This window comes from Rhizobacter sp. Root1238, from assembly GCF_001425825.1.
Lineage (GTDB): Bacteria > Pseudomonadota > Gammaproteobacteria > Burkholderiales > Burkholderiaceae_C > Rhizobacter.
Genome location: NZ_LMDM01000019.1, coordinates 34,976 through 48,895 on the forward strand (window position 1 = coordinate 34,976; position 13,920 = coordinate 48,895).

12 protein-coding genes are annotated in these 13,920 nt (G+C 69.9%); 5 read left to right on the top strand and 7 right to left on the bottom strand.

All coding sequences use genetic code 11. The features are described from left to right. Nucleotides 1–67: 67 nt before the first annotated feature. The 4 genes from grpE to ASC98_RS15405 all read right to left on the bottom strand — a co-directional run bounded on the left by grpE (nt 68) and on the right by ASC98_RS15405 (nt 3,388). Nucleotides 68–619: a nucleotide exchange factor GrpE gene (gene grpE / locus ASC98_RS15390; RefSeq protein ID WP_082541975.1), complete on the bottom strand. Its 552-nt coding sequence runs from the start codon at nt 617–619 to the stop codon at nt 68–70. 116 nt (nt 620–735) lie between these two features. Beyond that, on the bottom strand, nt 736–1,167 hold the full coding sequence (locus ASC98_RS15395; protein ID WP_056809589.1) for an RNA-binding S4 domain-containing protein: 432 nt from the start codon (nt 1,165–1,167) through the stop codon (nt 736–738). Between the two features lie 53 nt (nt 1,168–1,220). Continuing rightward, nucleotides 1,221–2,579 carry a sensor histidine kinase gene (locus ASC98_RS15400; RefSeq protein WP_056809591.1) on the bottom strand — a complete coding sequence of 453 codons (1,359 nt, stop codon included), beginning with the start codon at nt 2,577–2,579 and terminating at the stop codon, nt 1,221–1,223. Between the two features lie 128 nt (nt 2,580–2,707). Beyond that, entirely contained in the window at nt 2,708–3,388 is a 681-nt protein-coding gene (locus tag ASC98_RS15405) for a response regulator (protein WP_056809593.1), read from the bottom strand. 205 nt (nt 3,389–3,593) lie between these two features. Between ASC98_RS15405 and ASC98_RS15410 the strand changes: the two genes are divergently transcribed. From ASC98_RS15410 to ASC98_RS15425, 4 genes are all read left to right on the top strand, one after another. Continuing rightward, nucleotides 3,594–4,550: a tripartite tricarboxylate transporter substrate binding protein gene (locus ASC98_RS15410; protein WP_056809596.1), complete on the top strand. Its 957-nt coding sequence runs from the start codon at nt 3,594–3,596 to the stop codon at nt 4,548–4,550. 100 nt (nt 4,551–4,650) lie between these two features. Beyond that, entirely contained in the window at nt 4,651–5,160 is a 510-nt protein-coding gene (locus ASC98_RS15415) for a tripartite tricarboxylate transporter TctB family protein (RefSeq protein ID WP_056809597.1), read from the top strand. A 14-nt stretch (nt 5,161–5,174) separates the two neighbouring features. Continuing rightward, a complete protein-coding gene (locus ASC98_RS15420; protein WP_056809599.1) occupies nt 5,175–6,680 on the top strand; it encodes a tripartite tricarboxylate transporter permease in 1,506 nt (501 codons plus the stop codon). A gap of 37 nt (nt 6,681–6,717) precedes the next feature. Continuing rightward, nucleotides 6,718–7,710: a tripartite tricarboxylate transporter substrate binding protein gene (locus tag ASC98_RS15425; protein ID WP_157597981.1), complete on the top strand. Its 993-nt coding sequence runs from the start codon at nt 6,718–6,720 to the stop codon at nt 7,708–7,710. 26 nt (nt 7,711–7,736) lie between these two features. Here ASC98_RS15425 and hemH read toward each other — a convergent pair whose 3' ends face one another. Both hemH and ASC98_RS15435 read right to left on the bottom strand, forming a co-directional pair. Beyond that, a complete protein-coding gene (gene hemH, locus ASC98_RS15430; RefSeq protein WP_056809604.1) occupies nt 7,737–8,828 on the bottom strand; it encodes a ferrochelatase in 1,092 nt (363 codons plus the stop codon). Between the two features lie 43 nt (nt 8,829–8,871). Next, nucleotides 8,872–12,081, bottom strand: a complete 3,210-nt coding sequence (locus ASC98_RS15435; protein WP_056809606.1) for a PAS domain S-box protein — start codon at nt 12,079–12,081, stop codon at nt 8,872–8,874. A gap of 110 nt (nt 12,082–12,191) precedes the next feature. Between ASC98_RS15435 and ASC98_RS15440 the strand changes: the two genes are divergently transcribed. Next, nucleotides 12,192–12,890 (top strand): HAD family hydrolase, encoded by a 699-nt coding sequence (locus ASC98_RS15440; protein WP_056809608.1) that lies wholly within the window; start codon nt 12,192–12,194, stop codon nt 12,888–12,890. 4 nt (nt 12,891–12,894) lie between these two features. Here the strand turns inward: ASC98_RS15440 and ASC98_RS15445 are convergent, their stop codons facing one another. Continuing rightward, nucleotides 12,895–13,869, bottom strand: a complete 975-nt coding sequence (locus ASC98_RS15445; RefSeq protein ID WP_056809610.1) for an adenylate/guanylate cyclase domain-containing protein — start codon at nt 13,867–13,869, stop codon at nt 12,895–12,897. Between the last annotated feature and the right edge of the window lie 51 nt (nt 13,870–13,920).

Consider the following 13,920-nt stretch of genomic DNA (forward strand, 5'->3'; position numbering starts at 1 on the left):
TTGTCGAGTTGTGGATAAGTCGGGCCGTTTCAAGGGGCCGGGCTTGTGGACAGCCGCCTGGGTTGCGCTACTTCGGAGCGGCCACCGTGACCAGCGCCGGGCGCAGCACGCGGTCGGCGATCAGGTAGCCCTTCTGCAGCACGGCCACCACGGTGTTGGCCTCCTGCTCGGCCGGCACCATGCTGATGGCCTGGTGGTGGTGCGGGTCGAACTTCGTGCTGGCCGGCGGGTTGATCTCGATCACCTTGCTGCGCTCGAGGGCCGCCGACAACTGGCGCAGCGTGGCATGCACGCCTTCGAGCAGCTGCTCCGGCGTCGCCGCCTGGATCGCGATCGCCGCTTCCAGGCTGTCCTTCACCGGCAGCAGGCTGTCGGCAAAGCCTTCGACCGCGAACTTGCGGGCCTTGGCGATCTCTTCTTCCGAGCGGCGGCGGATGTTTTCGGTCTCGGCCTTGGCGCGCAGGTAGGCGTCGGACATGTCGGCCAGACGGGCTTCGAGCGTCGGCTCGGCCGCTGGCGCGGCGGCAGCGCCGGCGTTGTCGGCCGGCGTCTCAAGTCCTTGATCTTGCGAAGAATTTTCTGGATTTTGCATGGGTGGATCCTGTCGAATGGCGCGCATATTGGCGCTTTGCCCCGCGTTTCAAGAGGGGCTTTCAAAATAATGCAGGCCCCCTCGCTGGAAGGCACGTGGGAGCGGGCGGGAGAAAGGCAAGGGCGGCCGACCCGCGCCGAGGGTTACTCGGGGTCGATGCTGGCGCTCCAGCGGTTCCAGTCGGCCAGGGTGCGCCGGTCTTTCTTGGTGGGGCGTCCCTGTTCGATGGCCAGCGCCGGTTCAGAGGCCAGCTTGCGCTGCTGCGCCGCCTCGTCCCGCCGCGCGATGCTCTCGGCCGTCTCCTCGTACAGCGCCTGCGCGACCGGCGCCGGCCCACGCTGGTGGCTGAGGCCGAGCACGACGATGCTGCGGGTGACGGGGCCCTGGCGCATCTCGAGGCGATCACCCGGCTTCAGCTCGCGCGCCGGCTTCGCGGCCTGGCCGTTCACCTGGATGCGGCCCTTGTCGATCTCCTGCGTCGCGAGGCTGCGGGTCTTGAAGAAGCGGGCGGCCCACAACCATTTGTCGAGCCGCACGCCGGCGTCGTCGGGTGTGCTGGAAGGTGTCTTCGCCATGAACGGTTCGGGGGAAGGGCGCGCAGTGGTCAGGCACCCAGTGTAGGCAGGAATCAGGCGGGCGGCGGCTCGGTCGCGGGCCGGAAGCGCACTGTTGCATCCAGGCCGGCGAGGCGCCCGGCGAACTGCCGGTTCTCCAGCTCGATCGTCGCGCCGATCGAATTGCAGATCTCGCGGCAGATCGACAGCCCGAGGCCGCTGCCCTGTGTCGGATGCCCGGTGTGGAACGGCTCGAACAGCCGCTCGCGAAACTCCGGCGCGATGCCCGGGCCGCTGTCGCTGATCAGCAGCTCGGCGTTCGCGACCCGCAGCAGCAGCTCGCCGCGCTTCGGCGTCTCGCGGATCGCGTTGTGCAGCAGGTTGCGCAGCAGCTCGCGCACCATCCATTCATGGCCGTGGACCAGGCTCGAATCGGCCTGCAGCTCGAAGTCGAGGTTGCGCTCGCCGATCAGCGGCGACATGTCGATCGCCACCTCGCGCGCCAGCGCGCCCAGGTCGGCGGTGGCCGGCTCGGGCTGGCCCTGCACCTGCTCCACCTTGGCCAGCGCGAGCATCTGGTTGGCGAGCCGGATCGCCCGGTCGACGGTGGCGTGCATCGCCGGCAGGGCCGCGCTCGCATCCTTGCTCGGCGCGCACATCGCCGACTGCACCTGCGTTTTCAGCACCGCGAGCGGCGTGCGCAGCTGGTGCGATGCGTCGCGCACGAACTGCCGCTGGTGCCCGTGCAGCCGCTGCAGCCGCTGCATCAGCTGGTTCACCGCGCCGAGCAGCGGCGACAGCTCGGTCGGCAGGTTGGGGTCGCTGACCGGCGACAGGTCGCGATCGCTGCGCGATTCGAGCTGTGCGCGCAGCGCCTCGATCGGCCGCAGCGCATGGGCGACGACGAACCAGGTGATCAGCGCGACCACGCTGATCAGCAGTGCCTGGCGCACCAGCGTGTCCAGCAGGATCTGGCGCGCCAGCCGGCGCCGCACTTCGAGCGTTTCGGCGACCTGCACCAGCGCGACGCCGCGCGCGTCGGGGCTGGCGACGGGCTGGTACAGCGCGGCGATGCGCACCGGCTCGCCGCGGAACTCGCCGTCGTAGAAATCGACCAGCGCGTCGTAGGCCGAGCGCTGCGGCGGCGTGCGGTCGTAGGCGGGGAAGTCGGCATAGCCCGACAGGAACTCGCCGTTGAAGCCGCTGACGCGGTACATCATGCGGGCGTCGCCGTTGTCGAGCATCTCGAGCGCGTTGTACGGCAGCTCGACGCGAAGCTCGCTGCCCTTGATCGACAGCAGCTCGCCGATGTTGCGCGCCGAGCCGAGCAGCGTGCGGTCGTAGGCCAGCGTGATCGCGTCGAGCGCGCGCTGGTACAGGCTGATGGTGTCGAACGCGATGAAGCAGGCGATCGGCAGCACGATCCAGCCCATCAGCCGGCTCCGCAACGAATAGGATGACGACCCCTCGACCGACGGGTACGTCGGCCGCTCCCCCGAGGGGAGGGCGGGCCGGCTTGGGAGCGGCCCGGCGCTCGGCCCGCCTTCGTGCTGCGATTCGCTCATGCGCCTTCAGCCGGGTCGGAGCGCAGCAGGTACCCGAGGCCGCGCAGCGTGATCAGCGAGACGCCGGAGCCGGCCAGCTTCTTGCGCAGCCGGTAGGCCACCACCTCGATCGCCTCGAATTGGATGTCGGTCTCCATCGGGAACACGACGCGGAACAGCTTCTCCTTCGGCACCGCATGGCCGGGGCGCGCGATCAGCGCCTTCAGCAGCGCCTGCTCGCGCGGCGTCACGTCGAACACCCGGCCGTCGAGGTAGAACGCGCCCGACGACAGCTCGAGCGTCAGCGCGCCGCAGGCGAGTTCTTCCGATTCGTTGCCCACGGTGCGCCGCAGCAGCGCCCGGATGCGGGCCTCGAGTTCGTCCAGGTCGAACGGTTTCGCGAGGTAGTCGTCAGCGCCGGCGTTCAGGCCCAGCACCCGGTCGCCGACCGCGCCGCGCGCCGTCAGCACCACGATCGGCACCCGGATGCCCTCGGCACGCGCCCGGTGCAGCACCTGCAGGCCGTCGAGCCCGGGGATCGTCAGGTCGAGCAGCGCCAGGTCGGGCGGCTGGTTGCGCAGCTGCTGCAGCGCATCGCTGCCGTTGTGCACGACCGCCATGTCGAAGCCGCGCCGTTCGAGCGCCAGCTGCAGGGCCTGCGCCATCGCGAGGTCGTCTTCCACCAGCAGGAGTTTCATGGCCGCGAGTGTGCCCTGCCGCGCAAGGGGGTCGCGCCAGGGGCGAACCCGGCCTGACAGGCAGACGACAGCGCGATCGGCAGGGAATGACAGGCGTCTGACAGCCTGATGCCGCGACCCCAGGGCTTGCCCGGATGTAACCGGGCGCACCTGCGCTCAGGATGGCGCCTCTGTTCAGTGCATTCCCTTTCAAGGAGACTCATCCATGCGACGCCTCTTGCTCAAAACCCTGCTGTTGCCGCTGGCCCTTGCGTCCGCTTCCGCGGCCGTGTTCGCCCAGGACAACTTCAAGGTGATGATCGGCGCCAACCCCGGTGGCGGCTATGACCAGTGCGGCCGCGGCATCGGCAAGGCCCTGCAGGAAGCGGGCGTGGCTGGCTCGGTCACCTACGAGAACAAGGGCGGCGCCGGCGGCACGATCGGGCTGGCCCAGTTCGCGAACGCGTCGAAGGGCGACCCGAACGCGATGATCGTCGTCGGAGCCGTCATGGTCGGCGCGATCGTGCAGAACAAGCCGCCGATCACGCTGAACGACGCGACGCCGGTGGCGCGCCTGCTGGCCGAGTACAACGTGTTCGTCGTGCCGGCCAATTCGCCGCTGAAGACGATGAAGGACGTCGTCGAGCAGATGAAGAAGGACCCCGGCAGCGTCAAGTGGGGCGGCGGCTCGAAGGGCTCGGTCGACCACGTCAGCGTCGCGATGATCGCGCGCGAGGCCGGCGTCGATGCGACCAAGATCAACTACGTGCCGTTCAAGGGCGGCGGCGAGGCGACGGCCGCGGTGCTGGGCGGCCACATCACGGTGGGCACCAGTGGCCTGGCCGAGTTCGAGGAGTTCATCAAGACCGGCAAGATGCGCGCGATCGGCGTCACCGCGCCGAACCGCATCCGCGGCTCGGACATCCCGACGCTGGTCGAGCAGGGCATCAACGTCTCGATCGGCAACTGGCGCGGCGTGTACGGCGCGCCCGGCATCACGCCGGCGCAGCGCCAGAAGCTGGTCGACGCGGTCGCCAAGGCCACCAAGACCAAGAGCTGGGCCGAGACGCTGGCCGCCAACAAGTGGAACTCGGCGCTGATGACCGGCGACGACTTCGGCAAGTTCGTCGACGACGACACCGCGCGGCTGCGTGCGCTGATGCTGAAGCTGGGCATGCTGTAGGCGCCCGACCGCAGGCTCCATGCAGTACGGCTGGCCGGCGCTGTGCGTCGGCCAGCCTGCGTTTTTGAGGGGCGTCGCCCATGACGCGAGGAGGTAGACCATGAAGAAAACGAGCAAGCGGTCCGAGATCGGCATCGGTGCCGGCGCGATCGGACTGGGGGCCTTGATGGCCATCGGTGCGGCGCAGATCAAGGGCGAGGCAGGCTATTCGGGCGTCGGCGCCGGCTTCCTGCCGTGGCTGATGGCGGCCGCGATGACGCTGTGCGGCGTGCTGCTGATCGTGCAGGCCACCACCGGGGGGTTCCGCACGATGCCCGAGGGCAGCGACGACATCCCCGCGCCGCACTGGGTCGGCATGGCCTGGCTGTCGGCCGGCCTGCTGCTGAACGCGGCGCTGATCACGCGCGTCGGGTTCATCCCGTCGTGTTCGCTGCTGTTCGTGCTCGCGGCACGCGGCTTCCGGCTGTCGATGGGCGCCGGGCCCGCGACGCTGTCCGACTGGGTGCGCGACGTGCTGGTCGGCGCGGCGCTGTCGGCGCCGGTGTACTGGCTGTTCACGAAGTTGCTGGGCCTCACGTTGCCTGGCCTCACCAGCTCCGGCTGGATCTGAAGAAGAGCATCACCATGGATATCTGGAATTCGCTGCTGCAGGGTTTCATGACGGCGGGCACGCCGGTCAACCTGATGTGGGCGCTGCTCGGCTGCCTGATCGGCACCGCGATCGGCGTGCTGCCCGGCATCGGCCCGGCGCTGACGGTGGCGATGCTGCTGCCGATCACCTCGCACGTCGAGCCGACCGCGTCGATGATCATGTTCGCCGGCATCTACTACGGGGCGATGTACGGCGGCTCGACCACCTCGATCCTGCTGAACACGCCCGGCGAGACCGGCAGCATGGTCACCGCGATGGAGGGCAACCTGATGGCCAAGAGCGGCCGCGCCGGTGCGGCGCTGGCCACCTCGGCGATCGGGTCGTTCTTCGCCGGCACCATCGCCACCGTGCTCGTCACGCTGTTCGCGCCCGGCCTCGCCGAGTTCGCGCTGCGCTTCGGCCCGCCGGAATACTTCGCGCTGATCCTGCTGGCCTTCACGACGGTGTCGTCGGTGCTCGGCCAGAGCACGCTGCGCGGCATGACCAGCCTGCTGCTCGGCCTGTCGATCGGGATCATCGGCATCGACCAGATCTCGGGCCAGGCGCGCTTCACGCTGAACAACGTGCCGGAGCTGGTCGACGGCATCGAGGTGGTGCTGGTCGCGGTCGGCCTGTTCGCGGTCGCCGAGGCGATGTACCTGATGATGTACGAAGGCCGCCAGGACGAGACGCGCAACAAGATGTCCAGCCTGTGGATGACGAAGGGCGACTGGAAGCGCTCGTGGCCGGCCTGGCTGCGCGGCACGCTGATCGGCTTTCCGTTCGGCACCATCCCGGCCGGCGGCACCGAGATCCCGACCTTCCTGTCGTACGGCGCCGAGCGCAAGCTGTCGAAGCACCCGGAAGAATTCGGCACCGTCGGCGCGATCGAGGGCGTGGCCGGCCCCGAGGCGGCCAACAACGCGGCGGTGGCCGGCACGCTGGTGCCGCTGCTGACGCTGGGCATCCCGACCTCCACCACCGCGGCGATCATGCTGTCGGCCTTCCAGAACTACGGCATCCAGCCCGGCCCGACGCTGTTCCAGACCTCGTCGGCACTGGTCTGGGCGCTGATCGCGTCGATGTACATCGGCAACGTGATGCTGCTGGTGCTGAACCTGCCGCTGGTCGGGCTGTGGGTGAAGCTGCTGAAGATCCCGAAGCCGGCGCTCTACGCCGGCATCCTGATCTTCGCGACGGTCGGCGTCTACGGCATGCGCCAGTCGGCCTTCGACCTGTTCCTGCTGTACGGCATCGGGCTGCTGGGTGTCGTGATGCGCCGTTTCGACTTTCCGACCGCTCCGGTGATCGTCGGGATGATCCTCGGACCGCTGGGAGAGGCACATATGCGCAATGCGATGTCCATTGGAGAGGGCAAATGGACGGTGTTCATTGAACGGCCGTTGTCGGCGACTATCCTCGCTGTGTGCGTGGCGGTCTTGATCGTCCCGCCGCTGTTGACCCGGTTCCGAAGCCGCCGCGCGGTGGCAACGGCCTGACCGGCCCTCCCTCACAGCAAGGCAGCAAGGATCCCCCATGAAGTCGAACCGTCGTTCCGTTCTCCGCTGGATGGCCGCCTCCACGGCCGCCGGCATCGTCCCCACGCTGCCGGTGGCCAGCCTGGCCGCCACCGCCGCGGCGCCGCTCGGCAAGCTGCGCATCATGATCCCGGCCAATCCCGGAGGCGGCTGGGACGGCACCGGCCACGCGGTCGGCGACGCGCTGGTGGCCTCAGGGCAGGCCAGCGAGATCGTCTACGAGAACAAGGGCGGCAAGGGCGGCATCATCGGTCTGGCCGAATTCGTGGAGAAATACTCGGATTCCCAGGATTCGGTGATGGTCGGCGGCTTCGTGATGGTCGGCTCGATCGCGCTGAACCGCCCGGCCATCACGCTGGCCAAGGTGAAGCCGATCGCCCGCCTGACCAGCGAGGTGCTGGCGCTGGTGGTGCCGGCCGATTCGAAATTCCAGACGATCAAGGATTTCCAGGCCGCGCTGGTGAAGAACATCGCCGACGTGCCGCTGGCCGGCGGCGGGGCCGGCGGCGTCGACCACATGTGCGCCGCGCTGGTGGCGCGTGCGGCCGGGGCCGATCCCGGCAAGCTGGTCTACGTGCCGTCGAGCAGCGGCGCCGAGGTGATGCAGGCGCTGGCGGCCGGCAAGGTGGCGGCGGCGGTGTCGGGCTTCGGCGAGCTGAAGTCGGGCATCTCGTCGGGCAAGCTGCGGGCGCTGGCGATCAGCTCGCGCCGCGGGCTGTTCGGCATCCCGTCGTTCCGCGAGCAGCGCCTCGATGTCGACCTGGCGAACTGGCGCGGCATCTTCGCGCCGGCCGGCATGTCCGATGCGCAGGTGGCCAACATTCGCGCGTCGCTGCAGAAGGCCACCCAGCACCCGAGCTGGCAGGCCGCGCTGGTGCGCAACGACTGGCAGCCGAGCTGGCAGGTCGGCACCGAGTTCAGCGAGTCGATGGAGCTCGACAAGGCGATGGCGGATGCCTTGGTCTACATCCTGAAGCTGAAGACGGCCTGATGGGGTGATGGAGCCGGTGCCGGCGCTCAGGCGCCTGCACCCAGCTCCAAGGCGCGTCGCTGCTGCGCATCGAGCGCGGCCGCTTCCGGCGGGGCCGTCGTGTCCCATCCTTGCATGTGGCGCATCGCGAGGGCGCTCAGCGCCGCCATCCACTCATGCTGGTCGTTCAGGCACGGGATGTAGTTGAACTCGGCACCGCCCGCCTGCAGGAAGGCATCGCGGGCTTCCTGCGCGATCTCCTCCAGCGTTTCCAGGCAGTCGGCGGTGAAGCCGGGGCACATCACGTCGACGCGCTTGACGCCTTTCTGCGCCAGCGCAACCAGCGTCGGCTCGGTGTAGGGCTGCAGCCATTCGGCCTTGCCGAAGCGGCTCTGGAACGTGACGACCCATTGGTCGTCCTTCAGGTCCAGGCGCTGTGCCACGAGGCGTGCCGTCTTCAGGCATTCACAGTGGTAGGGGTCGCCGAGTTCGAGCGTGCGGCGGGGCATGCCGTGGAAGCTCATCACCAGCTTGTCGGGGCGGCCGTGCGACACCCAGTGGTCGGACACGCGCTTCGCGAGCGCCGCGATGTACGCCGGGTCGTCGTGGTAGCGGTTCACGAAGCGCAACTCGGGCAGCGCGCGCACCTTTTGCGCCCACTGGTAGATCGCGTCGTTGACGCTCGCGGTCGTCGCCGCGCAGTACTGCGGGTACATCGGCAGCACCAGGATGCGGGTCGCGCCCGCGGCCTTCAGCGCATCCAGTTCGGCGCCGATCGCCGGCGTTCCGTAGCGCATCGCGAACGCCACCTTGACGCGGTGGCCGCGCTCCCCGAGGTAGCCGGCCAGCAGCCGGGCCTGCCGCTGCGTCCACACCTTCAGCGGCGAGCCCTCGGGCAGCCACACGGTGGCGTATTTCGCGGCGGATTTCGCCGGCCGCACCCGCAGGATGATGCCGTGCAGGATCAGCCACCACAGCAGCTTCGGGATCTCGACGACGCGCGGGTCAGCGAGGAACTGGGCGAGGTAGCGGCGCACCGCCTGCGGTGTCGGCGCGTCGGGGGTGCCGAGGTTGCAGAGCAGGATCGCGGTGGTCGGCGCCTGGCCGTGCTGGTGAGGGGGTTCGGCAGAGAAGCGCATCGGCCGGATTATGGCCGTGCGCCATCGGCGAAGCGCCCGCCGTTCAGCCGGCCAGCGCGGGCGATTGCAGCAGCTGGTCGATGTCGGCGACCACCGCGGCGATGTCGATCGGCTTGGTCCAGTAGCCGATGAAGCCGGCCTCGTAGGCACGCTGCACGTCCTCGGGCATCGCATCGGCCGAGCACATGTAGGCCGGCGCGCGGGCCAGGCCCGGCAGCTGGCGCAGCTGGTGCAGCACCTCGAAGCCGGTCATGCCGGGCAGGTGGGCGTCGAGCACCAGCACCTCGGGCTGCCAGTCGCGCGCGATCTCGAGCGCTTCCTCGCCGTCTTCGGCGATGCGCAGGTCGACGGCGCCGCGGCGAATCCGCAGTGCCTCCTCGAACAGGATCGCGTTGATGCGGTTGTCCTCGACGTACATCATCCGCAATGCAGAGCGCGCGGCGGGCGCGGGCGCGGTCTCGGCATCGCCGGGCCCCTCGGCCAGCGGTGCCGGCGCGGAAGCCACCGGTTCGAGGTCGCAGACCATGTCGAGCCGCACGCAGGTGCCGTGGCCGAGCGTGCTGGTCACCTGCAGATCGCCGCCGATCGCCTGCATCAGGCTGCGCGCGATGATCAGCCCGAGCCCGGTGCCCTCGATGGCCGAGGTCTCCCTGCCGAGCCGTTCGAAAGGCTGGAACAGCCGGCCCATCTGCTCGGGGGTCAGGCCGGCGCCTTCGTCCTCGATCCGCAGCGTGAGCCGCTCGGGGCAGTCCTGGATCACCGTCCAGCGCACCGCGCCGCCGGGGCGGTTGTACTTGACCGCGTTCGAGGCCACGTTCAGCAGCACCTGGCGCAGCCGCTGCGCATCGGCCTGCACGAACAGCGGCGACGGCACCGCGTTCTCGAAGCGAATGCCGCGCGCGTGCGCCATCGGCGCCAGCAGGTCGATCGTGCGTTCGACGACGTCGTCCAGCGCCACGCGTCCCATGTCCAGCGCCAGGGCGCCTTCCTCCACCTTCTGCAGGTCGAGCACGTCGTTGATCAGCGCCAGCAGGTGTTGCCCGGCGTCCAGCACGTGGTCGGCGTAGTCGTGCACCTTGGCGAGGTCGGCCTGGTCGACGCCCATGCGCATCAGCTGTGAAAAACCGATCACCGCATTCAGCGGCGTGCGCATCTCGTGGCTCATGCGCGACAGGAACTCGCTCTTCGCCCGGTTGGCGAGCTCGGCGGCCTGCTTGTCGCGCAGCGCCTGCTCGGCCAGCTTGGTGCGCGTGATGTCGGAATGGGTGCCGACCACGCGGCGCGGGCTGCCGTCGGCATGGCGCTCGACGATCTTGCCACGGTCGAGCACCCACAGCCAGCGGCCGTCGCGGTGCAGCAGCCGGTGCTCGGTCTCGTAGGCGTCGGTCTCGCCGCGCCGGTAGGCCTGGATCGCCCGCATCACGCGCGGCCGGTCGTCCGGGTGGATGCGACGCGACCACTCCTGGATGGTGTTGCCCACCTCGTCCTCGCGGTAGCCGAGCATTTCCTTCCAGCGCGGTGAATAGAACGCGATGTTGCGGTCTTCGTCGAAGTCCCAGACGCCGTCGCCGGCGCCTTCGAGTGCGAATTTCCAGCGCTCTTCGGCGGCCTTCAGCGCGCGCTCGGCGGCGCGCTGCTGCGTGACGTCGCGCGTCACGTACAGCACCCGCTCGCCGGCCATCGGCGACAGTCGCGCCTCGAAGCTGCCGGGGCGACCGCCGGCCGTCACCAGGTCGTACTCGAGGCGCTGCACCTCGCCGGTCCGCAGCGCGCGGCGGATCGCCGGCAGCACCTGGTCCGCCAGCTCCTGCGTGACGCCCTGCACGAAGGGCTGGCCGCGCACGCGCTCCCAGCGGTGCACCAGGAGCGGATGGTCCGGGTCGCTGCATTCGAGGTAGCGACCATCGGCATCGAGCACGAACCACAGGTCGGGCACCGCGGCCAGCACCGCGCCGAGCCGCGCCTGCGCCTCCTGCGCCTGCAGCTGCTGGCGCGTCAGTTCGAGCTCGGCGCGCTTGCGGTCGGTGATGTCGACCGACAGGTGCACCTGGCTGCCGTCGTGCAGCCGGCGGTCGTTGACGATCAGCCAGCGGTGGCGCCAGCGCAGCTCGTGCTGCGCGCGCTCTTCGGAGACCAGGCCGAGCCGCCACTGCACGAAGGCCTCTTCGTTGCCGACCGCATCGGGGTAGTCGCCGCGCGCCACCATGCTGCGCACCATCTCGGGCCAGGTCATCTGCTCGGCCGGGATGGTGCGCCCGATCGAGCGCCGCCACGCCGCATTCGACTGCACGACGCGGCCGTCCGGCGCGCTGATCATCACGCCGGCGTGCATGCTCTCGAGCGCGTCGCTCAGCAACTGCTCGGCACGCCGCGCGGCGCTCTGGGCCTGCAGGCGCGCATTGATCGTGGTGGCCGAGCCGCGGTGGCCGCGGAACCGGCCGGTGCTGCTGAACACCGGCACGCCGCTGATCGACAGCGTCAGCAGGCCGGACGGGGAAGGGCGGTCGGCGACCAGCTCGGTGAACGGCTCGCGCTGCGCGAGCGCCGCTTCGCAGCGCGGCCACGAGGCCGCATGCTCGCCGCCGTGCGGCTGGTACGGCGCGAGGAAGCGGCGGCCCAGGTCGTTCTGCGGCGGCAGGCCGATGCGGTGCTCGAAGTTCTCGGACAGCCAGCTGAGCTGGCCCTGGTCGTCGGTCTCCCACAGCCAGCTGTTGCCGGATTGACTGGCGGCCCGCACCCGCGCCTCCTGCAGCCGCCAGCGCTGTTCGCGCAGCCGGGCGTCGAGCAGTGCGCTGGCCAGCAACGCGAGGTCGTGCAGCGCCTGCCGTTGCGCGGCATCCAGGCGTGCCGGGGCGGTGTGGATCGCGCAGACCGTGCCGATGCGCCGGTCATCGACCACCAGCGGCACCGACGCATAGGCGCGGATGCCGGGGGCGCCGCTGACCAGCGGGTTGTCGCCGAAGCGCGGATCGACCCGTGCGTCGGCCACCTCGAAGGCGGCCGGCTGCAGGATCGCGTGCCCGCAGAACGATCGATCGCGCGGTGTCTCGCGCACGGCAAGGCCGACGGCGGCCGGGAACCACTGGCGCTCGGCATCGACGAGGCTGATCGCGGCGATCGGCCAGCCGGTGCGGGCGGCGATCTGGCGGGCCAGCGCGGCGAAGGCCGGATCGACGACGGTGTCGAGCACGCGGAGCTCGCGCAGCACGCGCAGGCGCTCGGGCTCGTCGGCGGGCAGGTCGGCCGGCGTCATGAAGCGCGGAAGGCGTGATTCATGGATGTCTGCTGCTCCGGGGTCGATCGACTGTAATGGAGAATCCAGGCGGTCGACGCGCTGTCGCCGCGTTGGAATCCACAGCTTCCATGCCTGCTTTCCCTGTCAGTTCCCCGCTGGCCTTGACCCTCGACCTCGACGACACGCTGTGGCCGGTCTGGCCCGCGATCGAGCGCGCCGAGCACCAGCTGCACGGCTGGCTGCACCAGCATGCGCCGGCCACCGCGCAGCGCTTCGACCCGCCGGCGTTGCGCGCGCTGCGCAACGCGGTGGAGGCCGAGCACCCGCATTGGCGCCACAACCTGAGCGCGATCCGCAAGGAAAGCATCGCGCGGGCATTGGCGATGACCGGCCACGACCCGCAACTGGCCGGCCCGGCGTTCGACGTGTTCTTCGCGGCGCGCCAGCGGGTGGACTTCTTCGACGATGCGTTGCCGGGGCTGGCGCGGCTGGCGGCGCGCTTCCCGCTGTATGCGGTGACCAACGGCAATGCCGACCTGGCGACGGTCGGTGTCGCGCACCACTTCCAGGGCAGCCTGAGCTCACGCGAACTCGGCATCGGCAAGCCGGACGCGCGGATCTTCCACCTGGCCTGCGAGCGCCTGGGCGTGCCGCCGGCGCAGGTGCTGCACGTCGGCGACGACCTGCAGCTCGACGTGCATGGCGCACGCGATGCGGGGTTGCAGGCGCTGTGGCTGCACCGGCCGGGTCATGCGGTGGGCGAATTGCCGGAGGGTTGCGGCCAGGCCGCCAGCTTGCTGGAACTGGCCGAGATGCTCGGCTGCTGAGTGCTCAGCGGTTGAACTCGAAGGGAGCCTGCGGCTGCGTGTCGGAGAACTTCATCACCTCGAAGCGCACGCACGGCGAGGTGGGGTCGACCGGCGAGGCCCCCAGCCCGATCGCGCCGCTGCCGTGCAGCGTGCAGGTGCCGCGGCGCAGCTGGACGATCTCGGAATCGCTGGAGAAGCGAACATACGTGCCGTTGTAGCTGAGGTCGGTCAGCTGGAAGGCGCCGCCATGCCAGTCGATGCGGGCATGCGAGCGCGAGACGCGCGAGTCGTCGATGCAGTAGGTGGCCTGCGGGCTGCGGCCCAGCACCACCGGCAGGCTCGGGCCGGCATAGACGCGGTTCAGGTCGAGCCACGCGAGGCGGATGCCTTCGGGTTCGGTCGCGGTGGGCAGCAGGTCGCCATAGGCAGTGGCCGCGGTGTCGCCGAAACGCCGGCCTTCGAGCAGGTAGACGTGCACCGGCTCGACGCGGCCGCGCAGCTGCACGCGGTCGAGGCTGCGAAAGCGCGCGCTGCTCTCGGCGTCCTGGGCCGAGAACACGGTGGCGGTGGTGAGCGTCTCGTTGTCGCCGGCATGGTCCAGCAGGCGCGCCGCGACGTTGACGGCATCGCCGAAGCAATCGCCCGACATCGCGACCACTTCGCCGTGCGCCAGCCCGACCTGCAGCTTCAGCACCGGCGAGCGTTGCACCGCGGCCGGTGCGCCGGCGGCAGGCGCGGCCGGCGGCACGATGCGGTCCAGCGACTCGTGCATGCCGTCGGCGGCGGACACCGCCTCGATCGGGTTCTCGAACACCGCCATCAGGCCGTCGCCCAGCGTCTTGACGACGGTGCCGCGGCAGCTGGTCACCACATGGGCCAGCAGCGCGACGCTGTGCGTGACGACCGTCGTGGCCTCGGCGTTGCCCAGCGTCTCGTACAGCGCAGTGCTGCCGCGAAGATCGGCAAACAACACGGTGCGCTGCAGGATCTGGGTCATAAGCGTGAAGTTTATGGCAACTTGGCGGCCGCCGAAGGCGCAAAAAAGGCC

What these genes read in the sequence shown, in the direction of transcription:
- ASC98_RS15395 (WP_056809589.1), bottom strand. Translation starts at nt 1,167, where the DNA reads ATGGCGAAGACACCTTCCAGCACACCCGACGACGCCGGCGTGCGGCTC.
- ASC98_RS15425 (WP_157597981.1), top strand. Translation starts at nt 6,718, where the DNA reads ATGAAGTCGAACCGTCGTTCCGTTCTCCGCTGGATGGCCGCCTCCACG.
- ASC98_RS15440 (WP_056809608.1), top strand. Translation starts at nt 12,192, where the DNA reads ATGCCTGCTTTCCCTGTCAGTTCCCCGCTGGCCTTGACCCTCGACCTC.
- ASC98_RS15445 (WP_056809610.1), bottom strand. Translation starts at nt 13,869, where the DNA reads ATGACCCAGATCCTGCAGCGCACCGTGTTGTTTGCCGATCTTCGCGGC.
- ASC98_RS15420 (WP_056809599.1), top strand. Translation starts at nt 5,175, where the DNA reads ATGGATATCTGGAATTCGCTGCTGCAGGGTTTCATGACGGCGGGCACG.
- hemH (WP_056809604.1), bottom strand. Translation starts at nt 8,828, where the DNA reads ATGCGCTTCTCTGCCGAACCCCCTCACCAGCACGGCCAGGCGCCGACC.
- grpE (WP_082541975.1), bottom strand. Translation starts at nt 619, where the DNA reads ATGCGCGCCATTCGACAGGATCCACCCATGCAAAATCCAGAAAATTCT.
- ASC98_RS15400 (WP_056809591.1), bottom strand. Translation starts at nt 2,579, where the DNA reads ATGGGCTGGATCGTGCTGCCGATCGCCTGCTTCATCGCGTTCGACACC.
- ASC98_RS15435 (WP_056809606.1), bottom strand. Translation starts at nt 12,081, where the DNA reads ATGACGCCGGCCGACCTGCCCGCCGACGAGCCCGAGCGCCTGCGCGTG.
- ASC98_RS15405 (WP_056809593.1), bottom strand. Translation starts at nt 3,388, where the DNA reads ATGAAACTCCTGCTGGTGGAAGACGACCTCGCGATGGCGCAGGCCCTG.
- ASC98_RS15415 (WP_056809597.1), top strand. Translation starts at nt 4,651, where the DNA reads ATGAAGAAAACGAGCAAGCGGTCCGAGATCGGCATCGGTGCCGGCGCG.
- ASC98_RS15410 (WP_056809596.1), top strand. Translation starts at nt 3,594, where the DNA reads ATGCGACGCCTCTTGCTCAAAACCCTGCTGTTGCCGCTGGCCCTTGCG.